This is a genomic window from Streptomyces sp. NPDC050535, from assembly GCF_044457665.1.
In the GTDB taxonomy this organism is placed as follows: domain Bacteria; phylum Actinomycetota; class Actinomycetes; order Streptomycetales; family Streptomycetaceae; genus Streptomyces.
The window spans coordinates 233,558-259,230 of sequence record NZ_JBITHE010000002.1 but is presented as its reverse complement, the minus strand read 5'-3'; the positions used below and the strand labels follow the sequence as shown (position 1 = coordinate 259,230).

The 25,673-nt window shown below is 70.1% G+C and carries 17 protein-coding genes; 16 read left to right on the top strand and 1 reads right to left on the bottom strand.

Annotation, left to right across the window (positions count from 1 at the left end; translation table 11 throughout):
* The first annotated feature begins 136 nt into the window (after positions 1 to 136).
* Positions 137 to 1,423 carry an ATP-dependent Clp protease ATP-binding subunit ClpX gene (clpX, locus tag ACIBLC_RS06120; protein ID WP_399209516.1) on the top strand — a complete coding sequence of 429 codons (1,287 nt, stop codon included), beginning with the start codon at positions 137 to 139 and terminating at the stop codon, positions 1,421 to 1,423.
* Positions 1,424 to 1,493: 70 nt separating this feature from the next.
* Here the strand turns inward: clpX and ACIBLC_RS06115 are convergent, their stop codons facing one another.
* A complete protein-coding gene (locus ACIBLC_RS06115) occupies positions 1,494 to 2,423 on the bottom strand; it encodes a hypothetical protein (protein WP_399209515.1) in 930 nt (309 codons plus the stop codon).
* A gap of 136 nt (positions 2,424 to 2,559) precedes the next feature.
* Between ACIBLC_RS06115 and ACIBLC_RS06110 the strand changes: the two genes are divergently transcribed.
* The 15 genes from ACIBLC_RS06110 to ACIBLC_RS06040 all read left to right on the top strand — a co-directional run bounded on the left by ACIBLC_RS06110 (position 2,560) and on the right by ACIBLC_RS06040 (position 25,529).
* Positions 2,560 to 5,211: a valine--tRNA ligase gene (locus tag ACIBLC_RS06110; RefSeq protein WP_399209513.1), complete on the top strand. Its 2,652-nt coding sequence runs from the start codon at positions 2,560 to 2,562 to the stop codon at positions 5,209 to 5,211.
* A 149-nt stretch (positions 5,212 to 5,360) separates the two neighbouring features.
* The gene (locus tag ACIBLC_RS06105; protein ID WP_399209512.1) at positions 5,361 to 6,890 is read left to right on the top strand and encodes a bifunctional folylpolyglutamate synthase/dihydrofolate synthase; all 1,530 of its coding nucleotides are present in this window, start codon (positions 5,361 to 5,363) and stop codon (positions 6,888 to 6,890) included.
* A gap of 5 nt (positions 6,891 to 6,895) precedes the next feature.
* The gene (locus ACIBLC_RS06100) at positions 6,896 to 7,300 is read left to right on the top strand and encodes a DUF4233 domain-containing protein (protein ID WP_399209511.1); all 405 of its coding nucleotides are present in this window, start codon (positions 6,896 to 6,898) and stop codon (positions 7,298 to 7,300) included.
* A gap of 104 nt (positions 7,301 to 7,404) precedes the next feature.
* Positions 7,405 to 7,818 (top strand): nucleoside-diphosphate kinase, encoded by a 414-nt coding sequence (gene ndk / locus ACIBLC_RS06095; RefSeq protein ID WP_399209509.1) that lies wholly within the window; start codon positions 7,405 to 7,407, stop codon positions 7,816 to 7,818.
* 382 nt (positions 7,819 to 8,200) lie between these two features.
* The gene (locus ACIBLC_RS06090) at positions 8,201 to 9,220 is read left to right on the top strand and encodes a rod shape-determining protein (protein ID WP_383684754.1); all 1,020 of its coding nucleotides are present in this window, start codon (positions 8,201 to 8,203) and stop codon (positions 9,218 to 9,220) included.
* A gap of 194 nt (positions 9,221 to 9,414) precedes the next feature.
* Positions 9,415 to 10,353 carry a rod shape-determining protein MreC gene (gene mreC / locus ACIBLC_RS06085; protein ID WP_399209508.1) on the top strand — a complete coding sequence of 313 codons (939 nt, stop codon included), beginning with the start codon at positions 9,415 to 9,417 and terminating at the stop codon, positions 10,351 to 10,353.
* A 13-nt stretch (positions 10,354 to 10,366) separates the two neighbouring features.
* The gene (gene mreD / locus ACIBLC_RS06080; RefSeq protein ID WP_399209507.1) at positions 10,367 to 11,038 is read left to right on the top strand and encodes a rod shape-determining protein MreD; all 672 of its coding nucleotides are present in this window, start codon (positions 10,367 to 10,369) and stop codon (positions 11,036 to 11,038) included.
* An 86-nt stretch (positions 11,039 to 11,124) separates the two neighbouring features.
* Positions 11,125 to 13,401, top strand: coding sequence for a penicillin-binding protein 2 (mrdA, locus tag ACIBLC_RS06075; RefSeq protein WP_399209505.1), 2,277 nt, complete (start codon positions 11,125 to 11,127; stop codon positions 13,399 to 13,401).
* A gap of 31 nt (positions 13,402 to 13,432) precedes the next feature.
* Positions 13,433 to 14,632, top strand: a complete 1,200-nt coding sequence (gene rodA / locus ACIBLC_RS06070; protein ID WP_399209504.1) for a rod shape-determining protein RodA — start codon at positions 13,433 to 13,435, stop codon at positions 14,630 to 14,632.
* Between the two features lie 127 nt (positions 14,633 to 14,759).
* A complete protein-coding gene (locus tag ACIBLC_RS06065; protein ID WP_399209502.1) occupies positions 14,760 to 16,274 on the top strand; it encodes a CHAD domain-containing protein in 1,515 nt (504 codons plus the stop codon).
* Positions 16,275 to 16,422: 148 nt separating this feature from the next.
* Positions 16,423 to 18,372 carry a TIGR03960 family B12-binding radical SAM protein gene (locus ACIBLC_RS06060; RefSeq protein WP_399209501.1) on the top strand — a complete coding sequence of 650 codons (1,950 nt, stop codon included), beginning with the start codon at positions 16,423 to 16,425 and terminating at the stop codon, positions 18,370 to 18,372.
* A gap of 313 nt (positions 18,373 to 18,685) precedes the next feature.
* Entirely contained in the window at positions 18,686 to 19,096 is a 411-nt protein-coding gene (locus ACIBLC_RS06055; RefSeq protein WP_399209500.1) for a hypothetical protein, read from the top strand.
* Positions 19,097 to 19,169: 73 nt separating this feature from the next.
* Positions 19,170 to 20,372 carry a hypothetical protein gene (locus ACIBLC_RS06050; RefSeq protein ID WP_399209499.1) on the top strand — a complete coding sequence of 401 codons (1,203 nt, stop codon included), beginning with the start codon at positions 19,170 to 19,172 and terminating at the stop codon, positions 20,370 to 20,372.
* Between the two features lie 48 nt (positions 20,373 to 20,420).
* The gene (locus tag ACIBLC_RS06045) at positions 20,421 to 21,287 is read left to right on the top strand and encodes a TIGR03936 family radical SAM-associated protein (protein ID WP_399209498.1); all 867 of its coding nucleotides are present in this window, start codon (positions 20,421 to 20,423) and stop codon (positions 21,285 to 21,287) included.
* 246 nt (positions 21,288 to 21,533) lie between these two features.
* The gene (locus tag ACIBLC_RS06040; protein ID WP_399209497.1) at positions 21,534 to 25,529 is read left to right on the top strand and encodes an Rne/Rng family ribonuclease; all 3,996 of its coding nucleotides are present in this window, start codon (positions 21,534 to 21,536) and stop codon (positions 25,527 to 25,529) included.
* Positions 25,530 to 25,673: the final 144 nt, after the last annotated feature.

Genomic DNA, 25,673 nt, shown 5'->3' with positions numbered 1-25,673 from the left:
CCTTGGTGCGGTTCACGACAAAGCGAACCGCGCCAAGGGGGGCCCGAACGGGGGGCTCGGCAAGGTACCGTCGGACATAAGGCAGCACCAGGAGCCGCTGTACCCAGGCGTCTCCCAGGCGAAGGGGAAGCACACCGTGGCACGCATCGGTGACGGCGGCGATCTGCTCAAGTGCTCGTTCTGTGGCAAGAGCCAGAAGCAGGTCAAGAAGCTCATCGCAGGCCCTGGTGTGTACATCTGCGACGAGTGCATCGATCTCTGCAACGAGATCATCGAGGAAGAGCTCGCGGAGACGAGCGAGGTGCGCTGGGAGGAACTTCCCAAGCCTCGTGAGATCTACGAGTTCCTCGAGGGGTACGTCGTAGGCCAGGAGCCGGCCAAGAAGGCGCTCTCGGTCGCGGTGTACAACCACTACAAGCGGGTCCAGGCCGGCGAGCACAGCGCGGGCCAGAACCGCGAGGACGCCATCGAGTTGGCGAAGTCGAACATCCTGCTCCTCGGTCCGACCGGGTCCGGCAAGACCCTGCTCGCCCAGACCCTGGCCCGCATGCTCAACGTCCCGTTCGCCATCGCGGACGCGACGGCGCTGACGGAGGCCGGGTATGTCGGCGAGGACGTCGAGAACATCCTGCTGAAGCTCATCCAGGCAGCGGACTACGACGTCAAGAAGGCCGAGACCGGCATCATCTACATCGACGAGATCGACAAGGTCGCGCGGAAGAGCGAGAACCCCTCGATCACCCGTGACGTGTCCGGCGAGGGCGTCCAGCAGGCCCTGCTGAAGATCCTCGAGGGCACCACGGCCTCCGTCCCGCCGCAGGGCGGACGCAAGCACCCGCACCAGGAGTTCATCCAGATCGACACGACGAACGTGCTGTTCATCGTGGGCGGCGCCTTCTCGGGCCTGGAGAAGCTCATCGAGTCGCGGGCGGGAGCGAAGGGCATCGGCTTCGGCGCCACGATCCGCTCCAAGCGTGAGCTCGAGGCCAAGGACCAGTTCGAGGACGTCATGCCCGAGGACCTGGTCAAGTTCGGCATGATCCCCGAGTTCATCGGCCGTCTCCCGGTCATCACCTCGGTCCACAACCTGGACCGCGAGGCCCTCCTCCAGATCCTCGTCGAGCCCCGCAACGCACTGGTGAAGCAGTACCAGCGCCTCTTCGAACTCGACGGTGTGGAGCTGGACTTCGAGGGTGAGGCCCTCGAAGCCATCGCCGACCAGGCCATCCTCCGCAAGACCGGCGCGCGCGGCCTGCGCGCCATCATGGAGGAAGTCCTCATGTCCGTGATGTACGAGGTCCCCTCCCGCAAGGACGTCGCCCGCGTCGTCATCACGTCCGAGGTCGTCCGCTCGAACGTGAACCCGACCCTGATCCCGAGGGACGCCCGCGGCCGCGGCCCGGGCGAGCAGAAGACGGCGTAACGCCCGCACACACACGACGAAGGGGCCCCGGTCGACCGACCGGGGCCCCTTCGTGGTTGATCCGCGGGCGTCAGGCCTTGACGCGAACTTCCTTGCGGAGCTTGGCGGCTGTGTCGGCCACCTCCGAGGGGTCGGCGCCCTTGCCGGCGGCGATGTCCGAGAACTCCATCGGCATCACGAAGCCGAGCGTGCTGTGGTCACCCCAGACGCAGTACGTGACGTTCATCTCCGTCGGCTCGCCCGCGTCGGCCCCGGAGTTGTCCAGCTTGGCCTCCTGGCACTTCAGGATGGCGCCGTCCAGCGAGCTGGGCGTGTACTCCTTCGGGCTGCCGACCATGGTGACGTCTTCGTCCTTGGAGTCCTTCTTCATGTAGGCGAAGAACCCGTCGACAGCCTTCTCCGGGTCGTCGATCTCCCCGTAGACCCCGCCGAACGAGAGCAGCTTCCCGGCCAGCGGGTTGGACGCGTCCTCTCCCGACTGGTAGTTGGCGCTGACGTCCTTGGGGTTCTTGATTCCCCAGTTGTCCTCGGCGTCCTTGAGCTCCGCGGCCGTCATGCCGTCGCCGCTGTCACCCTCGGCCTTCTTGTACTCCGTGAGCACCGTCGCCGGAGTCGTCAGCTTGTGCGGGCCGTCGTCCGCGACGTCCGAGCCGCCGCCGCTGCCGCCCAGGACCAGGTACGCGCCCACGGCGATCGCGGCCACGACGGCCACCGCGCCGATGATGAGGCCGGTCTTCTTCCCGCCGCCACCCGGCGGGGGCGGCTGCGGGGCGCCGTACGGCTGCTGACCGTAGGGCGGCGTCTGCGGCGGGACACCCTGGCCGCCCTGCTGGGGGTAGCCGTAGCCGGGCTGCGCGGGGGGAGCCTGCTGGGGGTAGCCGTAGCCGGGCTGGGGAGCGCCCTGGGGCTGCTGCGGCTGCTGGCCGTAGGGACCCGGCTGACCGTACGGTCCGGGCTGCTGGGGCTGCCCGCCATACGGGCCCGGCTGGTTGAAGCTCATTACTGGGTTCCCCCTCGGATGCTTATGTGTTCCTGACATCCTGGCGCACGGGTCGGACAGCCAGGTCCCTGGGGGCCGCACCGTTACGAAAGAAACGCGTTTCGGGACACCCCCGTGACGCCTCTAAACTGGCCGGGTGACCGACAACGCTCAGCAGCAGCCATCAGCGCCCACCTCCGAACTGCCGACCCAGTACGCGCCGGCCGAGGTAGAGGGGAAGCTGTACGAGCGCTGGGTCGAGCGGGGTTACTTCGCCGCCGACGCGAAGAGCGACAAGCCCGCGTACACCATCGTCATCCCGCCGCCGAACGTCACGGGATCGCTGCACCTCGGCCACGCCTTCCAGCACACGCTCATGGACGCGCTGACGCGCCGTAAGCGCATGCAGGGCTTCGAGGCGCTGTGGCTGCCTGGCATGGACCACGCCGGTATCGCCACGCAGAACAAGGTCGAGCAGCAGCTCGCCGAGGAGGGCAAGTCCCGGCAGGACCTCGGGCGCGAGGCGTTCGTCGAGCGCGTCTGGCAGTGGAAGGAAGAGTACGGCGGCAAGATCCTCGGGCAGATGCGGCGCCTCGGGGACGGGGTGGACTGGTCGCGCGAGCGGTTCACCATGGACGAGGGCCTGTCGCAGGCCGTCCAGACCATCTTCAAGAAGCTGTACGACGACGAGCTGATCTACCGCGCCGAGCGCATCATCAACTGGTGTCCCCGCTGTCTGACCGCGATCTCCGACATCGAGGTCGAGTACCAGGAGGACGACGGCGAGCTCGTCTCCATCAAGTACGGGGAGGGCGAGGAGACGCTGGTGGTCGCGACCACCCGTGCCGAGACCATGCTCGGTGACACCGCCGTCGCCGTCCACCCCGACGACGAGCGCTACAAGCACCTCGTCGGCAGGCGAATCAAGCTGCCGCTGACCGACCGCACCATCCCCGTCGTCGCCGACACCCACGTCGACCCCGAGTTCGGCACCGGCGCCGTCAAGGTCACCCCGGCCCACGACCCGAACGACTTCGCCATCGGCCAGCGCCACGGCCTGGAGTCGATCACGGTCATGGACGAGCGGGCGGTCATCACGGTCCACGGCCCCTTCCAGGGACTCGACCGCTTCGAGGCCCGCTCCGCGATCGTCGGCGCGCTGCGCTCGCAGGGCCGGATCGTCGCGGAAAAGCGTCCGTACGTCCACAGCGTCGGGCACTGCTCGCGCTGCCGGACCACGATCGAGCCACGGCTGTCCCTTCAGTGGTGGGTCAAGGTCGGCCCGCTCGCGAAGGCAGCCGGTGACGCCGTCCGCGACGGCCGGGTGAAGATCCACCCCGAGGACATGTCGAAGCGGTACTTCGACTGGGTCGACAACCTCAACGACTGGAACATCTCGCGTCAGCTGTGGTGGGGCCACCGCGTCCCGATCTGGTACGGCCCGGACGGCGAGGTCGTCTGCGTCGGCCCCGACGAGGAGCCGCCGAGCGGCGAGGGCTGGACCCAGGACACCGACGTCCTCGACACTTGGTTCTCGTCCGGCCTGTGGCCGTTCTCCACCCTCGGCTGGCCCGAACAGACCCCGGAACTGCGGAAGTTCTACCCGACGGACGTCCTCCTCACCGGCCACGACATCATCTTCTTCTGGGTCGCCCGGATGATGATGTTCGGCCTGTACGCGATGGACGGCGAGGTCCCCTTCAGGACCATCGCCCTCACCGGCCTGGTCCGCGACGAGCGCGGCAAGAAGATGTCGAAGTCCTTCGGCAACGTCGTCGACCCGCTCGACTGGATGGACAAGTACGGCTCCGACGCCGTCCGGTTCACCCTCGCCCGCGGCGCCAACCCCGGTACCGACGTGCCGATCGGCGAGGACTGGGTCCAGGCGTCCCGGAACTTCGCCAACAAGATCTGGAACGCCACGCGCTTCGCGCTGATGAACGGCGCGACGGTGCAGGGCCCGCTGCCGGAGGCGTCGAAGCTGTCGGCGACCGACCGCTGGATCCTGTCCCGGCTGAACAAGACCGTCGCCGAAGTCGACGCGTACTACGACGACTTCCAGTTCGCGAAGCTCTCCGACTCGCTCTACCACTTCGCGTGGGACGAGGTCTTCGACTGGTACGTCGAGCTGTCGAAGACGACGTTCATGGCGGGCGGGGAAGCCGCGAAGGTGTCGGGCCGGGTCCTCGGCGAGGTCCTCGACGTGACGCTTCGCCTCCTCCACCCGGTCGTCCCGTTCGTCACGGAGACGCTCTGGACCACGCTCACGGGCGGTGAGTCCGTCGTGATCGCCGAGTGGCCGAAGGCCGTGCTGGTTCCCGGGGCCGACACCCCGGGCGGCTTCCGTGACGACGCGGCCGAGCGGGAGATCGAGACGCTCCAGCAGGTCATCACCGAGGTCCGGCGCTTCCGTGCCGACCAGGGGCTCCAGCCCGGTCAGCGGGTCCCGGCGCGGCTGACCCTGGACGGGACCGCGCTGGCCCCGCACGAGGCGGCCATCCGGCAGTTGCTGCGTCTCCAGCCGGAGGGCGAGGCCTTCGCGGCCACGGCGACCCTGCCGGTGGGCGGCGCGGTGGTCGCGCTGGACCTCTCCGGCACGATCGACGTCGCCGCCGAGCGCAAGCGGCTCGCCAAGGATCTCGCCGCCGCCGAGAAGGAGAAGGTCCAGGCGAACGGCAAGCTCGGCAACGAGGCGTTCCTCGCCAAGGCGCCCGACCAGGTGGTCGACAAGATCCGCGCGCGGCTCACCAAGGCGGACGAGGACATCGCCCGGATCAAGGAGCAGCTGGAGCGACTGCCGCAGGCCTAGGCGGTCGTAGATGCCGGGCGGGCTGATTTTCGGCCCGTCCGGCGTTTGAGGACGAGCGCGAAGCGCGACAGGGGGGTCTGGGGACGCAGCCCCCAGGCACGGGAAGGGTAGGGGCGGCGGGGGCGAAAACCCCTCCGTAGACTGACCCCGTGAGCGAGCTCCCCCCGCACGACAGCAGCGAGTCCGAACCGCAGGATCCCTTCGGGCTCTTCGACGAGATCGTCGAGGCCGAGACCGGCCGCGATCCCGATCTCGCGGTGATCGAGGCCGGCAGCCGGACCCTCCGTACGCAGGGCGTCGGCGGTCCGGAGGCCGACGTACCGGGCCGGCCGGCCGATCCCGAGACCGACAAGGCGCTGCGCGAGGTGGAGGCGGACCTCGCCACGCGCTGGGGCGAGACGAAGCTGGAGCCGTCCGTCGACCGGATCGCCGCCCTGGTGGACGTGCTGGGCGAGCCGCAGCGGGCGTACCCCTCGATCCACATCACGGGCACGAACGGCAAGACGTCCACGGCCCGCATGATCGAGGCCCTGCTCGGCGCCTTCGACCTGCGCACCGGGCGCTACACCAGCCCGCACGTGCAGTCGGTCACCGAGCGGATCAGCCTCGACGGGGCGCCGATCTCCGCCGAGCGGTTCATCGAGACGTACAACGACATCAAGCCCTACGTCGAGATGATCGACGGGCAGCAGGAGTTCCGGCTGTCGTTCTTCGAGGTGCTGACCGGCATGGCGTACGCGGCCTTCGCCGACGCGCCGGTCGACGTCGCCGTCGTCGAGGTCGGCATGGGCGGGAGCTGGGACGCCACCAACGTGATCGACGGCGACGTGGCCGTCATCACCCCCATCGACCTCGACCACACCGACCGGCTCGGTGGGACGCCCGGCGAGATCGCCACGGAGAAGGCCGGCATCGTCAAGCAGGACGCGACCGTCATCATGGCGCAGCAGCCGGTGGACGCGGCCCAGGTGCTGCTGAAGAAGGCCGTCGAGGTGGACGCGACGGTGGCCCGGGAAGGGCTGGAGTTCGGGGTGGTCGCGCGGCAGGTCGCCGTCGGCGGGCAGATGGTCACGTTGCGCGGGCTCGGCGGTGAGTACGAGGAGATCTTCCTGCCGCTGCACGGCGCCTACCAGGCGCACAACGCCGCTGTGGCGCTCGCGGCCGTCGAGGCGTTCTTCGGCGTCGGCGCCGGGCACACCCAGCGGCTCGACATCGACAACGTCCGCAAGGCCTTCGCCGCGGTCACCTCGCCGGGCCGCATGGAGGTCGTACGCCGCTCGCCCACCGTCGTACTGGACGCCGCGCACAACCCGGCGGGCGCCCGCGCGACCGCCGACGCCGTCAGTGAGGCGTTCGACTTCAGCCGACTGATCGGTGTGGTCGGCGCGAGCGCGGAGAAGGACGTACGGGGGGTTCTCGAGGCCTTCGAGCCGATCCTCGCCGAGGTGGTGGTCACGCAGAACTCCAGTCATCGCGCGATGGACGCGGACGAGCTGGCCGGGATCGCTGTCGAGGTCTTCGGCGGCGAACGGGTGCAGGTGGAGCCGCGGCTCGACGACGCGATCGAGGCCGCGATCACGCTGGCCGAGGAAGAGGGCGAGTACGCCGGTGCCGGCGTGCTGGTCACCGGGTCCGTGATTACCGTCGGCGAGGCCCGACTGCTGCTGGGGAGGGGCTGAACGCTGTGCGCACACTCTGTGCTTCGACTCTGATCGGTGAGTTCTTCGTCATCGGGTTCGCCGGTCTGGTCGCGATGAAGGAACCCGATCTGGCGGCCTCCACGGTGTGGACGGTCTGCGGGATCCTGATGGCCGTGAGCATCCTGCTCTGCGGCGTGATCACCCGGCCGGGAGGTCTCCAGCTCGGCTGGGTCCTCCAGGTCGCGCTGATCGCCAGTGGTTTCTTCGTGCCGTCGATGTTCATCCTGGGAGTGATCTTCGCCGCCCTGTGGTGGGCGTCGATCCACTACGGACGGAAGATCGACGAGGCCAAGGCCCGGTTCGCCGCGCAGGCGGAGGCGGAGCCACAGGAGCGGGACCAGGACGGGGCCGCCCCGGCGGGGGTGCGGGCGGAGGGTGACCCGGCGTAGCGGCGGCCACGTGCCCCCGTATCACCTGACGCTGCGTAACACCTGCCCAGACACGCCCTGTAACCTCGGTTCCCCGCACACCATGTGATCGAAGGAGCCCTCAAGTGAGCCAGCGCACCCTCGTCCTTCTCAAGCCCGACACCGTCCGTCGCGGCCTGACCGGCGAGATCCTCAGCCGTATCGAGCGCAAGGCGGGCTGGCAGATCACCGCGCTTGAGTTGCGGACGCTGGACCAGGACACGCTGGAGCAGCACTACGGCGAGCACAAGGGCAAGCCCTTCTACGAGCCGCTGGTGGAGTTCATGGCGTCGGGTCCTGTCGTGGCGCTCGTCGTCGAGGGTGAGCGGGTCATCGAGGGTGTGCGCGCGCTCGCCGGACCCACCGACCCGATCGCCGCCGCGCCCGGCTCCATTCGCGGTGACTTCGGTGTGATCGTCCGGGAGAACCTGATCCACGCCTCCGACTCCGAGGAGTCCGCCGAGCGCGAGCTGAAGATCTTCTTCCCCGGCCGCGGCTGAGCGAGCGCCAGGACGTGACCGCCAGGGCATGACCGCCGGGACGTGACCGCGGCGGCGCGGGCGTCGGGCGTCGGGCGTAAGTATTCTGAGAATCTTTCTGAGGGGGCGTCAGCTCCGCTCGGGTGTCTGACCAGGGGCGGCCGTGGATTTACGGCCGTCCCGTGGCATATGCGTGCCGATCGGGGGAACGCGTACCCCCGATGGCCCGTCTCCAGGAGCGGGGCGGTGTCTCATCTGCTGACAATGGCGAAGACCCTCGCGCAGTGTTCGTGCAGGCGCGTCTACGATGGAAGCCTTCACGTCACTGCACCCAAACTCGCCGTCCTAAAAAGCCGTCAAAGCTCCACTTGGGAAGGCCAGACGAATCCTGATGGGGAACTCAATGTCGTTCATCGGCCGTGACATGGCTGTCGACCTCGGGACCGCCAACACGCTGGTGTACGTCAGGGGTCGCGGGATCGTACTCAACGAGCCGTCCGTCGTCGCGATCAACACCAACACCGGTGGAATCCTCGCGGTCGGCGCGGAAGCGAAGAAGATGATCGGGCGGACCCCCGGCAACATCGTTGCCGTGCGTCCGCTGCGCGACGGCGTCATCGCCGACTTCGAGATCACCGAGCGCATGCTCCGCTACTTCATCCTGAAGATCCACAAGCGGCGCTACCTCGCCCGCCCCCGTGTTGTCGTCTGTGTGCCCTCGGGCATCACGGGCGTCGAGCGCCGTGCCGTCATCGAGGCGTCGTCCCAGGCCGGGGCGCGCCAGGTGCACATCATCGAGGAGCCCATGGCCGCGGCCATCGGTTCCGGCCTGCCGGTCCACGAGGCCACGGGCAACATGGTGGTGGACATCGGCGGCGGCACCACGGAGGTCGCGGTCATCTCGCTCGGCGGCATCGTCACCGCCCAGTCCATCCGCGTCGCGGGCGACGAGCTGGACAACGCGATCATCCAGCACATCAAGAAGGAGTACTCGCTCCTTCTCGGTGAGCGGACCGCCGAACAGATCAAGATCACGATCGGCTCGGCGTACGACCTCGACAACGACGAACACACCGAAATCCGCGGCCGGGACCTGGTGTCCGGGCTGCCCAAGACCGTCGTCATCTCCGCGGCCGAGGTGCGCAAGGCCATCGAAGAACCGGTCAACTCGATCATCGACGCGGTGAAGACGACCCTCGACAAGTGCCCGCCGGAGCTCTCCGGCGACGTGATGGACCGCGGAATCGTTCTGACCGGCGGCGGAGCCCTGCTGCGCGGCCTGGACGAGCGGCTGCGCCGCGAGACCGGCATGCCGATCCACATCGCGGAGGACCCGCTGGACAGCGTCGCGCTCGGCGCCGGCAAGTGTGTAGAGGAGTTCGAGGCGCTCCAGCAGGTGCTGGACGCCCAGCCGCGCAGATGAGGTAACTCTTCGATTCCGCCGTACGAGATGAACCCCTCTCGTACGGCGGATCGTTGATATTCAGGCATAAGCTCCCCCATAACAGCCTCAACACCCCTGGCATTTCTGCTCGGGGTGCGTCCCTGTTGACGCGCCCCGGCCCATCCGGAACCCATTCCTGAACATTCCGACGAAGGAAGGCACGGCCGCCGCACGTGAGGGACACACGAGAGAGCCGGCTGCTCCTGGTGCTGCTGATCGCCATCGCGTTCGCCTTGATCACGGTGGACATCCGCGGTGGCGAGGATTCGCCGGTCGACGGTGCCCGGCAGGGCGCCGCCACGGTCTTCGGCCCGATCGAGAACGGGGTGGCGTCCGCGGTCGACCCCGTCGGCAACGCGATCGCGGCGGTCCGCGACTCCGACGACCGGCACGACCGCATCGCCCGGCTCGAGCACGACAACGCCGCGCTGAAGGCGAAGCTCGGCAGCGGCGACCGCAACAGCAGCCGCCTCAAGCAGCTCGACAAGATGCTGAAGACGGCAGGCGCCGGCCAGTACGGCATCAAGGGCGCCGAGGTCATCGCCATAGGAGCGGCCCAGGGCTTCTCCTGGACCGTGACCATCGACGTCGGCTCCAGCGACGGCATCACCCGCGACATGACCGTCCTCAACGGAGACGGACTGGTCGGGCGCGTCACCACGGTCGGCCCGAACACCGCCACCGTGCTGCTCGCCAACGACCCCGACTTCACCGTCGGCACCCGCATGGAGGCCACGGACGAACTCGGCTTCGCCTCCGGACAGGGCGACCGGCCGTTCCGCGTGGAGCTGCTCAACGGCAAGGCGAAGATCAACAAGGGCGACCGGCTGGTCACCTTCGGCTCGCAGGCCGACAAGCCGTTCGTGCCCGGCGTCCCCGTCGGTGTCGTCTCCCGTGTCGACCCGTCCGGCGGCGACCTGACCCGCACCATCTACGTCAAGCCGTTCGTCTCGTTCACGAAGCTCGACATCGTCGGGGTCGTCGTCGAGGCACCCCGCAAGGACCCGCGCGACGCCGTACTGCCGCCGAAACCCAAGCCAACGCCCACGCCGACGGTGACCGTGACGGTCACCCCCTCGGCGAACGTGCCCGTCGACGGCCAGCTGCAGTAGGAGCCCACTCCCCATGCGTTTCAACCGGATGCTGCTCTCCACCACCCTGGTGGTCGTCGCCCTCGTGATCCAGGTGAGCGTCCTCGCCCGGCTCCACCTCCCCGGTGCGGTCCCCGACCTGCTGCTGCTCACCGTGCTGGCCCTCGCCATGGTCTACGGCCATGTCAGCGGCGCCCTCATCGGCTTCGGCGCCGGTCTCCTCGCCGACCTCGCCCCGCCCGCCGACCACGCCGCCGGGCGCTACGCCCTCGTGCTGTGCGTCATCGGCTACCTCGCCGGGCTGGTCAAACCGGAGAACGGCCAGCTCAAGTCCGCGACCGGGCCGATGGCCGTGGTCGTCGCCGCCGCGATCGGATCCACCCTGCTGTACGCCGGTGTCGGCGCCCTCGTCGGCGACACCGCCGCCCGCCATGTGGGCCTCGGCGGCCTGCTGTTCTCCGCCGCCCTCTACGACCTGCTGCTCGCGCCGTTCGTGGTCCCGGGACTGATGGCGCTGGCCCGGCGCGCCGAGAACGATCCGCTCGCCGACACCAACTCCGGTGCCAAGACGGGCGACGTCTCCGCGGGCTGGCTGTCGTCCGGCACGGGCCTGCGCATCGGCAGCCAGCGCGGCGGACTGAGAGTGAAGGCCGCCAAGGCGCGGGTCGCCCGGGCGGGACGCATCAAGGGGGTCAAGCGGCTTTGAAGGCGCACCGGTTGGCGACCTGGTCACACAGGTTCACCGTGTACTCGTATGACTCGTACGCACACTGAGAGGGGGAGGCAGCAGCAGTGACCAACATCCCCGAGACCGGTCGGACCCCACGGGTCCAGATCCGACTCGTCGTCATCCAGATTCTCGTACTGTCCCTCCTCGGCACCCTCGGCGGACGCCTCTGGTACCTCCAGATCCGCAACGGCGACGAGTACGCCAAGGAAGCCTCGGGCAACCACGTCCAGCAGGTCGTCAGTCCTGCCGTACGCGGCTCGATCCTCGACGCCCGCGGCGTGCCGATCGCCGACAACGAGACCCGGCTCGTGGTCTCCGCCTCGCGCACCGACCTGCTGAAGATGAAGGACGACGGCGAGGCCGTCCTCACCAAACTCGCCGCCGTCCTCGGCCTGAAGGCCCAGGACGTCATGGAGAAGGTCCGCCTCTGCGACGCGAAGACGCCGCAGCCCTGCTGGAACGGCTCGCCCTACCAGCCGATCCCCATCACCGACGAGGCCACCCCCAAGCAGGCCCTCCAGATCCGCGAGCGCTCCGAGGACTTCCCCGGCATCACCGCCGAACCCGAGGCCGTACGCCGCTACGCCGCACCCGGCGGCGCCAACACCGCGCAGGTGCTCGGCTACCTCTCGCCCGTCACCGACGCCGAGATCACCAAGGCCGAGGACAGCGACTCGCCGTATCTGCGCTCCGACCAGGTGGGCCGCTCGGGCCTCGAGCGCCAGTACGACCAGGCGCTGCGCGGCAAGGCCGGCGTCACCCGCTACGAGGTCGACAACCTCGGCCGCGTCATCGGCCAGGCCGAGAGCGACGCCGCACAGCCCGGCTCGAACGTCGTCACCAGCATCGACGCCCGCGTGCAGAGCGTCGCCGAGTACGAGCTCAACGAGGCGATGAAGGTCGCCCGTACCGCGTTCGACAAGAACACCGGCGAGAACTACAAGGCGGACTCCGGGGCCGTCGTGGTGATGGAGGCCAAGACCGGCCGTGTCGTCGCCATGGCGTCCAACCCGTCGTACGACCCGAACGCCTGGGTCGGCGGCATCTCCGGCAAGGACTACGCCCAGCTCACCGGCAAGAGTTCCAACTATCCGCTGCTCAACCGCGCGATCCAGGGTCAGTCGGCCCCCGGCTCGATCTTCAAGGTCGTCCCCACGGCCGCCGCCATAAACGCGGGCTACTCCTTCAACGGCCCCTACGAGTGCTCCAGCTCGTACTCCATCGGCGGCCAGACCTTCAAGAACTTCGAGTCCAAGGGCTACGGACCGATCAGCCTCGGCCAGGCACTGGAGGTCTCCTGCGACACCGTCTTCTACCGCCTCTCGCACGAGGAGTGGAAGAAGGACGGCGGCATCGACCCGAAGGGCAAGCCGAACGACTGGTTCTACAAGACGGCCCACCAGTTCGGCCTCGGCGCCGAGACCGGCATCGACCTCCCGAACGAGGTCACCGGGCGCATCCCCGACCGCCAGTGGAAGGCGAGCTACTGGAAGGCCAACAAGGACGCCTGGTGCAAGTACGGCAAGAAGGGCGGCACGTACGCCGAGCAGATCGCGTACGAGAACTGCCTCGAAGGCAACAAGATGCGCGCCGGTGACTCCGTCAACTACTCCATCGGCCAGGGCGACACCCTCGTCACCCCGATCCAGATGGCCGCGATCTACGGAGCGATCTCCAACGGCGGCACCCTCTACGAGCCCACCGTCGGCAAGGCCGTCGTCAGCGCCGACGGCAAGACCGTCGAGGCGATCAAGCCGAAGGCGAACGGCAAGCTGCCGATGACGTCGAAGACGCGCGACGAGATAGACGAAGCCCTCGCGGGAGTCGCGACCCGCGGTACGGCCGCCTGGCGATTCGGCGGCTGGCCGCAGGACGAGATCCCGATGCACGCCAAGACGGGTACGGCCGAGGTCTACGGCAAGCAGACGACCTCGTGGTTCGCCACCTACACCAAGGACTACACGGTCGTCATGACCATCTCCCAGGGTGGTACGGGTTCCGGCGCCTCGGGCCCCGCCGTGCGCAACATCTACAACGCCCTCTACGGCGTCTCCGAGGACGGCAAGATCGACAACAAGAAGGCGCTGCTGCCCACCCCGCAGAAGAGCCTGCCGAAGGTCCAGTCCGACGGTTCGATCGACGCCCCGAAGATCGAGAAGTACGACCCGAAGAAGGAGCAGGCCAGCGAGACCGAGGCGCTCGGCGGGACGGACGGACAGCTCCCGGGAGCGACGACCTCCTCGCCGTCGGCCGAGAACCGTGACACGCGAAGGCGCAGGGCCCGGGGCCGAAGGTGCGGCGGGCGCAGGACGACCGGGACCCGGAGGTCGCTGACATGACCCTCGCCCCGAACAAGACGCGGAGACTCGCATGACCGGCGCGAACAACTTCTCCGTCTCCGGGTACGGACCCGAACGCGGCAGCCTGTCACGGCTGTTCGCCCGCGACTCGCTGGCCCGGCGGCTCGACTGGCCGATACTGCTCTCGGCCCTCGCGCTGTCGGTCATCGGCTCGGCCCTCGTCTACTCGGCGACCCGCAACCGCACCGAGATCAACCAGGGCGACCCGTACTACTTCCTGATCCGGCACCTCATGAACACCGGCATCGGCTTCGGCCTGATGGTCGGCACGGTCTGGCTCGGCCACCGCACCCTGCGCACCGCGGTCCCGATCCTGTACGGCCTCTCGGTCGCCCTGATCCTCGCGGTGCTGACCCCGCTCGGCGCCACGGTCAACGGCGCCCACGCGTGGATCGTGCTCGGCGGCGGCTTCTCCCTCCAGCCCTCCGAGTTCGTGAAGATCACGATCATCCTGGGCATGGCGATGCTCCTCGCGGCCCGGGTCGACGCGGGCGACAAGCCCTACCCCGACCACCGCACGGTCCTCCAGGCCCTCGGCCTGGCCGCCGTCCCGATGATGATCGTCATGCTGATGCCCGACCTCGGCTCCGTCATGGTCATGGTCATCATCGTGCTGGGCGTACTGCTCGCCTCCGGGGCCTCCAACCGCTGGGTGTTCGGACTGCTCGGCACGGGCGCGCTCGGCGCGATCGCGGTCTGGCAGCTCAAGATCCTCGACGAGTACCAGATCAACCGCTTCGCCGCCTTCGCCAACCCCGAGCTCGACCCGGCGGGCGTCGGCTACAACACCAACCAGGCACGGATCGCGATCGGTTCAGGCGGCCTCTTCGGCACCGGGCTCGGCAAGGGTTCGCAGACCACCGGCCAGTTCGTGCCCGAACAGCAGACGGACTTCGTCTTCACCGTCGCCGGCGAGGAACTGGGCTTCGCCGGAGCCGGACTGATCCTGCTGCTCATCGGCGTCATCCTGTGGCGCGCCTGCCGCATCGCCCGCGAGACGACCGAGCTGTACGGCACGATCGTGGCCGCCGGCATCATCGCCTGGTTCGCCTTCCAGTCCTTCGAGAACATCGGCATGACGCTCGGCATCATGCCGGTGGCGGGGCTGCCGCTGCCCTTTGTGTCGTACGGCGGCTCGTCGATGTTCGCGGTGTGGGTCGCCGTCGGGCTGTTGCAGTCGATCAGGGTGCAGCGGCCGATGTCCGCATAGGTGGATTCCGTGTGTCGCCCTACGAAACGTGAGGCGACACACAGAACAACGGCAAATGTGCCTCAGATAACAAGTTCGCACACATTGAGGACTGCCCCCGGCCCACGATCGCGTCTAGATTCGGTGCATGGCGGACACAAAGCGCGAGATCGAGCGGAAGTACGAGGGTCCCGCGGCCGAGGGTGACGCGGGCCTGCCGGAACTGATGGGCGTAGCGGGGGTCGCCTCCGTGGTCGACAAGGGCGTCGCCGAACTCGACGCCACCTACTACGACACCGCCGACCAGAGACTGGCCGCCGCCTCCCTCACCCTGCGGCGGCGCACCGGCGGCGAAGACGCGGGCTGGCACCTCAAAATCCCCGTCTCCGAGGGCGTACGCGACGAGATCCGGGCCCCTCTCTCCGACGACCTGCCCGGCTCACTGACCGGCCTCCTGCGCTCCCGGGTGCGCGACACCGAACTCGTCCCCCTCGTACGTCTGCGCACGGCCCGCGACGTCCGCCATCTCCGGGACGACTCCGGAGCCCTGCTCGCCGAGGTCAGCCTCGACCGCGTGCGCGCCGAGCGGCTCAGCGGCGGCGAGGGCACCGCCGAGTGGACCGAGATCGAGGTCGAACTCGCGGACGACGGCGACCCCGCCTTCCTCGACAAGGTCGAGAAGAAGCTCCGCAAGGCGGGTCTGGCCCGCTCGACGTCGGCGTCCAAGCTGGCGAAGGCGCTGGGGGAGACCGGTGAGAAGCGCGCTTCCTCCCCGCAGCCGCCGAAGTCCCCCGAGACCGCCGGTGACCACGTCCTGGCGTACGTCCTGGCCCAGCGCGACGCGATCGTCGAGCTGGATCCCGCCGTCCGGCGAGACCTCCACGACTCCGTGCACAGCATGCGGGTCGCCACCCGCCGGATGCGCAGCACGTTCCGCTCGTTCGGCAAGGTCCTCGACCGCACGGTCACCGACCCGATCGCCGTCGAGCTGAAGTGGCTGGCGGGCGAGCTGGGCGTCGACCGCGACCAGGAGGTACTCACCGAGCGGCTGACGCGGGCCGTCGACAACCTGCCGGGCGACCTGCTCGTGGGGCCGGTCCGCGCCCGGCTGGGCACCTGGTCGGATGCCCGCCGCGGCGGCTCACGGCGCGACCTGATCGCCGTACTCGACGGGCCGCGCTACCTCGACCTGCTGGCCGCGCTCGACGCGGTGGTCACGGATCCGCCGTTCCTCAAGGGGGCGGCGGGCGATCCGTCGCAGGTGATCGCCAAGGCCGTGCGCAAGGACTTCGAGAAGGTCTCCGACCTGATCGGTGAGGCTCTGGACCGTCCCACCGGCGCCGACCGCGACCTCGCGATGCACGAGGCCCGAAAGAAGGCCAAGCGCACCCGTTACGCGGCCGAGGCCGCCGGCCCCGCCCTGGGCAAGCCCGCCAAGGACCTGATCAGGTCGATGAAGTCCCTGCAGACCCTGCTCGGCGACCACCAGGACAGCGTGATGGCCCGCGAGGCCGTGCTCGACCTCGGGGCCCGGGCGCACGCGGCGGGGGAGAGCGCCTTCACGTACGGGGTGCTGTACGGCAGGGAGGAACAGCGGGCGACGGCTGCCGAGACGGCGCTGCCGGAGACCTGGCAGGCGGTCGAGCGGCAGGCCTCGGTCTGATCACGCCCCGCCCGGCGCCGGGGTCCGATCGCGCCCTCCGGGCGCGGCGCGGTGCGGGCGGTGGATCGGCGGTGCGGCGGGCGTCGCGGGCCGCGTTAGGCTGGATGGTCACCCCGGTAAGCCCATCCAGCTCACGAAGGTTCGCCAGATGCCAGCCGAATCGGTCTTCCCGCAGCTCGAAGCCCTGCTCCCGCATGTGCAGAAGCCGATCCAGTACGTCGGCGGAGAACTCAACTCCACGGTCAAGTCCTGGGACGCCTGCGACGTCCGCTGGGCGCTCATGTACCCCGACGCCTACGAGGTCGGGCTGCCCAACCAGGGCGTCATGATCCTCTACGAGGTACTGAACGAGCGCGAGGGCGTGCTCGCCGAGCGCACCTACAGCGTGTGGCCGGACCTGGAGGAGCTGATGCGCGAGCACCGGGTCCCGCAGTTCACCGTGGACAGCCACCGGCCGGTGAAGGCCTTCGACGTCTTCGGCCTGTCCTTCTCCACCGAGCTGGGCTACACGAACATGCTCACGGCCCTCGACCTGGCGGGCATCCCGCTGGAGTCGAAGGACCGCGGCCTCGACGATCCGATCGTCCTGGCCGGCGGTCACGCCGCCTTCAACCCGGAGCCGATCGCCGACTTCATCGACGCGGTGGTCATCGGCGACGGCGAGCAGGCCGTGCTCGACATGACGGACATCATCCGCGCCTGGAAGGCGGAGGGCCGGCCCGGCGGCCGCGAGGAGGTGCTGTTCCGCCTCGCGAAGACGGGCTCGGTCTACATCCCGGCGTTCTACGACGTCGAGTACCTCGCCGACGGCCGCATCGCACGCGTCGTACCGAACAGGTCGGGCGTCCCGTGGCGGATCAGCAAGCACACGGTGATGGACCTCGACGAGTGGCCCTACCCCAAGCAGCCCCTCGTCCCGCTCGCGGAGACGGTCCACGAGCGCATGTCGGTGGAGATCTTCCGCGGCTGCACCCGTGGCTGCCGGTTCTGCCAGGCGGGCATGATCACCCGCCCGGTGCGCGAGCGCTCGATCACGGGCATCGGCGACATGGTGGAGAAGGGCCTGAAGGCGACCGGCTTCGAGGAGGTCGGCCTGCTGTCGCTGTCGTCCGCGGACCACAGCGAGATCGGCGACATCGCCAAGGGCCTCGCGGACCGGTACACGGAGGACAAGATCGGCCTCTCGCTCCCCTCCACCCGCGTCGACGCCTTCAACGTGGACCTGGCGAACGAGCTGACGCGCAACGGCCGCCGCTCGGGCCTGACCTTCGCCCCCGAGGGCGGCAGCGAGCGCCTGCGCAAGGTCATCAACAAGATGGTCTCCGAGGAGGACCTGATCCGGACGGTCTCGACGGCCTACGGCAACGGCTGGCGCCAGGTGAAGCTGTACTTCATGTGCGGCCTGCCGACCGAGACCGACGAGGACGTCATGCAGATCGCCGACATGGCGATGAACGTCATCGCCGAGGGCCGCAGGGTCTCCGGCCAGAACGACATCCGCTGCACGGTGTCCATCGGCGGGTTCGTCCCCAAGCCGCACACCCCCTTCCAGTGGGCGCCCCAGCTCTCCGCCGAGGACACAGACGCCCGGCTGACCAAGCTCCGCGACAAGATCCGCGCGGACAAGAAGTACGGCCGCTCCATCGGCTTCCGCTACCACGACGGCAAGCCCGGCATCGTCGAGGGCCTGCTCTCCCGCGGCGACCGCCGCATCGGCGCCGTGATCCGCGCGGTCTACGAGGACGGCGGCCGCTTCGACGGCTGGCGCGAGCACTTCTCCTACGACCGCTGGATGGCCTGCGCCGAGAAGACCCTCCCCGCCTTCGGCGTCGACGTCGACTGGTACACCACCCGCGAGCGCACCTACGAGGAGGTCCTCCCCTGGGACCACCTCGACTCCGGCCTCGACAAGGACTGGCTCTGGGAGGACTGGCAGGACTCCCTCGACGAAACCGAGGTGGAGGACTGCCGGTGGACACCTTGCTTCGACTGCGGTGTCTGCCCTGCCATGGACACGACCATCCAAATCGGCCCCACCGGCAGGAAGCTGCTGCCGCTCACGGTGAACAAGCCCGCGGTGAGCGGGCACACGCACTGACGTGAGTAACGCCTCCACCACCTCCTGAAGGCTTTTCCCCTGCCCACTCCGACTCCGAGGCGGAGTGGGCCCTGAGGGGCCGCCGACATCCCACGAGGGGCTCGTTCGCGATGGCTGTCGCCTGAGTGGCTGCGCTCGGTTCGCGGGGTGCTCCCTGGCTTCCTAACGTGGCGATATCCGCTACGGAGGAGGCAGCCATGCCAGCAAGCGAGCCGCCTCCGGAGAGTGGGCGTCTCCCGCAGGCACGACCCCGCCGCAGAAGAAACGGCGGGGTCGTGCCTGTCTCTGGGGGTGCGCCGGCGCCCTGGCCGCGGTGATCGTCATCGTGGTGGTTGTGCTGGTGATCGCGATGGGGGACAGCGATGAGAACACCACACCTGCGCCCGGTAGGACCACCGCCGACGCGACGCCGCGAGAGAAGACGCGGGAATCCGGGGGCGAGCGAGCGGACCTCGTCACCTTCCGGCTGGACGATCGCTCAGCAGCCGGTATCACCAATATCTGGGCCGTTTGGACGATCAAGAACAGCAGCGGCGAGAAGTCGGACTACTCATGGGACTGGGAGGCGGTCGGCGCCGACGGTGTCCGGCTGACGAACGGGTCTCAGTTGGACACCGACGTGCAACCCGGCCAGACCGCCCAGGGTGAGTACCCCACCACGCTCAAGAGCGTGAAGGGCGTCAAGCTCAACATCACCAGCTTCGACCGCACTGCCAGCTACTGAGAGCGGCTCCACCCTTTCAAGAGGGGGAGGGCGGCACCGCATCCAGATGCCGTGCTGACGCGTCTACCTCGATATGAACCTGGAGAAAACGCCCGGTGAGGGGCCCGCGCCTCAGGCGGGGGCCGAGGGGTGTCTCGTGGTCGCGATCCGGATCCCGGTGCGGATCGTGGTGCTCGTGCTGGTGGTGCCGGTACGGATGGTGTGGGACGCGCTGGTCGTCGGGGGCCGGTTCCTGCGCGACCACGCGCTGCGGCCGGTGGGGTGGGCGCTGGCCTGGGTGGCGTGGGCGGTGTGCGTCTGGCCGTTCGTGACGGCGTGGCGGTATGCCGTCGTGCCGGTCGGGAAGGGCCTCGGACGGCTCGGGTACGTACTCGGACACGTGCTGGTCGTGGCGCCGCTGATGTGGCTGTACCGGACCGTGCTGACGCCGGTCGGGCACGCGGTCGCCATGGCCCTCCTGGCGACTGGGGCCGGCCTCGGCTGGGTGTTCCGGGGGATCGGAGCCGGCCTCGGATGGGTGTACGTGCGGGTGCTCACACCCGTCGGGCACGTGATCGCCCGGCTGGGCCGGGGGATCGGCGCGGTGCTCGCGGCCGTCGGGATCGGGGCGTACGCCACTGTCGCCTGGCTGGTGCGGTATCTGCTCGTCGTGCCGGGGAAGTGGCTGTACGAGCGGGTCCTCGCGCCCGTCGGGAGGGGGGTCGCCTGGGTCGTACAGGGGCTGGCGTGGATCGTACGGATGATCTTCGCCGGGATCGGGGTCGCGGGCTACTGGATCCTGCGGGTACTGCTGGTGCTGCCCGCGCTCGCCGTGTGGCGGTGGGTGCTCGTGCCGGTCGGGCGCCTGCTGGCCGTCGTCGGGCGGGAGGTCGGTGCGGCGCTCGGGCACGCCTGGCGGGTCGCCGGGTACCTCTCGCTCGCGGTCGGGCGGTTCCTCGGGCGACTCTTCCGGTGGATCTTCGTCGAGCCGGTGCGCTGGGCCTACCGGACCGTGCTGACGCCCGTCGGGCATGTCGTCCGCGACGCGGTCCTGCGCCCCGCGGCCGAGGCCGCGCGCGGCGTGCGACGGGTGACCCGGCAGGCTCTCGCGGCCGCCCGGGACTCCGCCCGGCAGGCCCGCGCCGACTTCCGGCGGATGGTCTTCGGATCGCCCAGAGAGCCGCTGCCGGTCCCGCGAGAGCCCGCACCCGCCGTTCTCGCATCGTCCCGTCGGGAACCGGGAGCGGACGAGACACGTACTCTAGACAGCAGTAGAACCGCACTCACGAAGGACTGAACGACACTGGGCAAGCGACAGCCCGAAGGCCCGCCGCCCGCACTCGCGGTGCAGCGCATCCGACTGCGCTACACCAAGCGCGGCCGCCTCCGGTTCACCAGCCACCGCGATTTCCAGCGCGCCTTCGAGCGTGCGTTGCGCCGTGCCGAGGTACCGATGGCGTACTCGGCGGGGTTCACGCCGCATCCGAAGGTGTCGTACGCCAATGCCGCACCCACCGGCACGGGCAGTGAGGCGGAGTATCTCGAGATCGCGCTCACCGAGGCGCGTGACCCGGACAAGCTGCGGGATCTCCTCGACGAGTCGCTGCCCACCGGGCTCGACATCACCGAGGCGGTCGAGGCGCGGACGTCCGGGCTCGCAGACCGCCTCACCGCTTCCGTCTGGGAGCTGCGCCTCGACGGCGTGGACCCGGCAGAGGCGGAGCGCGCGGTCGAGGCCTTCAACGCGGCGGATGCCGTCGAGGTGCGGCGCAAGGCCAAGAACGGCTGGCGGACGTTCGACGCCCGCGCCGCCGTGGCCGGCCTCGAGGTGGCGAGCGGTGCGGCAAGCCGTGAACCGAGCCCTGAAGCACACGGTGAGACGACCGCAGAGACGACCGGTGAGACGAACAGTCCACAGGCTGATAGGTCCAGCGACCAGGCTTGTGCGATACTGCGGCTGGTTGTTCGGCACGTGACGCCTGCCGTTCGACCCGACGACGTCCTGTCCGGTCTTCGCGCCGTGGCCGACCTGGCGCCGCCGGTCGCCGCTTCGGTGACCAGGCTGGCGCAGGGGCTGTTCGATGAAGAGACCGGCACGGTGACCGACCCGCTCGCGCCCGACCGCGAGGCAGTCACGGCCGCCCCAGCCGATCGCTCCGGGGTCGCCCCAGCTGCCGTCGCGAAGGTGCTGGTGCCGGAAGGTCCCGCGTAAGGACAGATGTCGTAGCACCGCCCTCGTACTCGGGAGCCACCTGGGTCGGGCAGTGCACCGACCACAAGACTTTCGCCAGGCCGTACGCACAAATGGCGTACGGAACCGGCGAGACAGGACACAGAGAGCTCCCGTGCGGCGCCCGCGCCCCGGACGGCGGCACCGCGCATCGCGCGAGCCGCGGACGTCACCGGCACTGCCGGACCAGGCGCGGCGCCCCGGGAGCCTGACGGGAGATCCACCCGCATGCTCGAACCGACCGAACCCACCGAGGGTTCCGACAACAACAACACCCCCAGCGACACTCTGCCGCCGCGGCGCCGCCGCCGTGCGGCGTCGCGCCCCGCCGGCCCGCCCACGGGCGCCGCCGAAGCCGGGGCCGAGACCGCCGCGCCGGCCGAACCGGCCGTGGCGTCCGCCGAGCTCCCCGAGGAGGCGGACGAGACAGCAGCGGTCGAGGAGACGGCTGCCGTCGAGGAGACCGGGACGGTGGCCGAAGCCACCGAGGACGCCGCTCCGCGTCGTGCCCGTCGGCGTGCCACCCGTCGGGTGTCCGCGCCCGCCGGTGCGCCCGGGACGGCAGACGCGGCCGAGGCCGCGGAGAGCGCGGTGCCCGCGGTGACGGCTGAGGCCGTGCCCGCCGAGACCCTCGCTCCCGCCCCCGCCGGTGCCGTGGAAACCGACGAGTCCGCTTCCGCCGGTCGCCCGCGCCGTCGTGCGACCCGCCGCGCCTCCGCGCCCAGCGGCGCGCCCAGGGCGGCCGAGGCAGCGCAGGCCGCCGAGGCCGTCGAGGAGCCGGTGACCGCCGCCGTCGTGGAGGCCGCCCCGGCCGAGACCGCCGCCGTCGTCGAGCCCCAGGACACGGACGCCGCTCCCGCCGCCGAGGAAGCCGCCCCCCGTCGCAGCACCCGCCGTCGCGCCACCCGGCGCGTCTCCGCACCCGCCGGTGAGCCCGAGGGCGACACCGTCGACGAGCGTGTGGAGGCGCCCGTGACCAGCGAGACCCAGCCCGAGGAGCCCGCGCGGACCGAGTCCGTGCAGGCCGGGCCCGCGCAGGCCGAGTTCACCCAGACCGAGGACGAGACGCCGCGCCGCGGCCGCCGTCGCGCCACCCGCAAGGCCGCCGTCGGTTTCTCCGCGCCCGCCCCCAAGGAAGCCGAGTCGGCGCGGAAGCCCGTGCGCCCGGCCGTCGCCGTGTTCCGGGCGCCGGTGTTCGCCGAGCCGATGTTCCAGACGCCGGAGCGGGCCGCCGCCGCGGCTGCCGCAGAGGCGGCGGACGAGCCCGAGGAAGTCGTCGAGACGCCGGTGGCCCCCGAGGCTCCGCGGGCTCGTGAGGTCGTCGTGATCCCCGAGACCGTCGAGGCCGTCGAGGAGGAGACGGGGCCGCGTCGGCGCCGTCGCCGCCGGGCCGTCGAGGAGCCCGTCGCACCCGAGCCCGTCATCGACGAGGTGGAGGAGCCCGAGGACGCCGATTCCGCCGAGGACGCCGTCGACGGTGATGACGGTGACGAGGAGTCCGCGGGCTCCCGGCGCCGGCGCCGCCGTGGTGGCCGTCGCCGTCGTCGTGGTGAGTCCGCCGAGTCGGACGGCGAGTCCGGCGACGACGACTACGCCGCCGACCAGGCGCAGCACGACACCGAGGACAGCGCCGAGCAGGCGGAGGACGACTCCGAGGAGGGCGACGAGCGCGAGGAGCCGGGCGGCTCGAGCAGCAGCCGGCGCCGCCGTCGCCGTCGCCGTCGCGCCGGGGACTCGGGCACCGAGGCCGAGACGACCGAGAGCGACCCCGAGCGCACCGTGGTCAAGGTCCGCGAGCCGCGCAGCAGCAAGCGGGACGAGCACCCGTCCGACGAGGTGCAGTCCATCAAGGGCTCGACCCGCCTCGAGGCCAAGAAGCAGCGCCGCCGTGAAGGCCGCGAGCAGGGCCGCCGCCGCGTTCCGATCATCACCGAGGCCGAGTTCCTGGCCCGCCGTGAGGCCGTCGAGCGGGTGATGGTCGTCCGCCAGAGCGGCGAGCGCACCCAGATCGGCGTCCTCGAGGACAACGTGCTCGTCGAGCACTACGTCAACAAGGAGCAGTCGACCTCGTACGTCGGCAATGTCTACCTCGGCAAGGTGCAGAACGTCCTGCCGTCGATGGAGGCCGCCTTCATCGACATCGGCAAGGGCCGCAACGCCGTGCTGTACGCCGGTGAGGTCAACTTCGAGGCGCTGGGCATGGCCCACGGGCCGCGCCGTATCGAGAGCGCGCTGAAGTCCGGTCAGTCGGTGCTCGTACAGGTCACGAAGGACCCGATCGGCCACAAGGGCGCCCGCCTCACCAGCCAGGTGTCCCTCCCCGGCCGCTACCTGGTCTATGTGCCCGAGGGCTCGATGACCGGCATCAGCCGCAAGCTGCCCGACACCGAGCGCGCCCGCCTGAAGACCATCCTCAAGAAGATCGTCCCCGAGGACGCGGGCGTCATCGTGCGCACCGCCGCCGAGGGCGCGAGCGAGGACGAGCTGCGCCGTGACGTCGAGCGGCTCCATGGGCAGTGGGAGGACATCCAGAAGAAGTCGAAGAGCGGCGGCAGCTCGAACGCGCCGACTCTGCTGTACGGCGAGCCGGACATGACCGTCCGCGTCGTCCGCGACATCTTCAACGAGGACTTCACCAAGGTCATCGTCAGCGGTGAGGAGGCGTGGGAGACCATCCACGGATACGTCGCCCATGTCGCGCCCGACCTGACCGACCGGCTGTCGAAGTGGACCTCCGAGGTCGACGTCTTCGCGACGTACCGGATCGACGAGCAGCTGATGAAGGCGCTGGACCGCAAGGTCTGGCTGCCCAGCGGCGGTTCGCTGGTGATCGACAAGACCGAGGCGATGATCGTCGTCGACGTCAACACCGGCAAGTTCACCGGTCAGGGCGGCAACCTCGAAGAGACCGTCACCAGGAACAACCTGGAGGCGGCCGAGGAGATCGTGCGCCAGCTGCGGCTGCGCGACCTGGGCGGCATCGTCGTCATCGACTTCATCGACATGGTCCTGGAGTCCAACCGGGACCTGGTGCTGCGCCGTCTCCTGGAGTGCCTGGGACGCGACCGTACGAAGCACCAGGTGGCGGAGGTGACCTCGCTGGGCCTGGTCCAGATGACGCGCAAGCGGGTCGGACAGGGTCTGCTGGAGTCCTTCTCCGAGACCTGTGTGCACTGCAACGGCCGCGGTGTCATCGTGCACATGGAGCAGCCGACCTCCGCCGGAGGCGGCGGCAAGCGCAAGAAGCGCGGCCGGGGCGGTTCCGAGCAGGAGCACACGCACGACCACGACCACGAGATCCTGACCACGGAGACCGCCGAGGCCGAGGCCCTGGACGAGGTCGAGAGCGAGGCCGAGCTCGCTGCCGAGGTCGCCGCGCCGGTCCCGTTCGCCCAGGCTGCCCTATCGGAGTTTGTGCCCGACGAGGACCTCTACAGCAGTGCCGCCGAGGCGGAGGCCGCGGCCTCCCGTGGGCGTCCGCGCCGCCGGGCGACCCGGCGCGCGTCGGCTCCGGCCGGTGCGCCCAAGGGCGAGGAGAGGGCCCCCCGGGGCCGGCGTGAGGAGCGGGCGTCCAAGTCCCGCGAGGCCGCCGAGGCCGAGCCGGTCGCGGTCGAGGACCCGGTCGTCGAGGCCCCCGTCGCCGAGGTGCCGGCCGCTCAGGCGCCCGAGGCCCCCGTCGTCGCCGTACAGCAGGAGGACGAGGCCGCTCCCAAGGGCCGTACGCGCCGTCGTGCGACCCGGAAGGTGTCCGCACCGGCCGGTTCGCCCAGGGCCGCGGAAGAGGCCGCTGTGACGGTCACCGAGCCGGTCGCGGCGCCTGTCGTGGAGGAGCCGAAGGCCGAGCCCGTCGTGGAGCGGGCGGCCGAGGTGTCCGTCGAGAGCGCGGCCCCGGCCCGCCCGCGCCGTCGCGCCGTCCGCAAGGCCACCGCGCCCACCGCGTCCGAGGACGCGGCCGTCACGGTCGTCCCGTCGGTCGCGGCGGAGACGGTGACCGAGGTGGCGGAGGCCGACGCCGAGGCTCCGGCCAAGAAGGCGGCCGCGCGCAAGACCGCCAAGAAGGCGACCGCGAAGAAGGCCGCCGTCAAGAAGACCGCGGCGGCCAAGAAGACGGTCGCCAAGAAGACCACGGCGAAGAAGACGACCGCGAAGAAGGCGGCGTCGAAGAAGACGGCGGCGGCCGAGCAGCAGGAGCAGTCGACGGTGTCCGCGGTCACGGAGGACTGACCGACTCCCTCCCGCGCGCCCCGAGTCAAGGGGCACCCGAACGGCGGTGGGCCCCCCCCGGGGGCCCCGGCGGGGCCCCCCCCGGGGGGGGGGGGGGCGGGGGGCCCCCGGTGGCGGGGGGGCCCCGGGGGGGGGGCGGGGGTT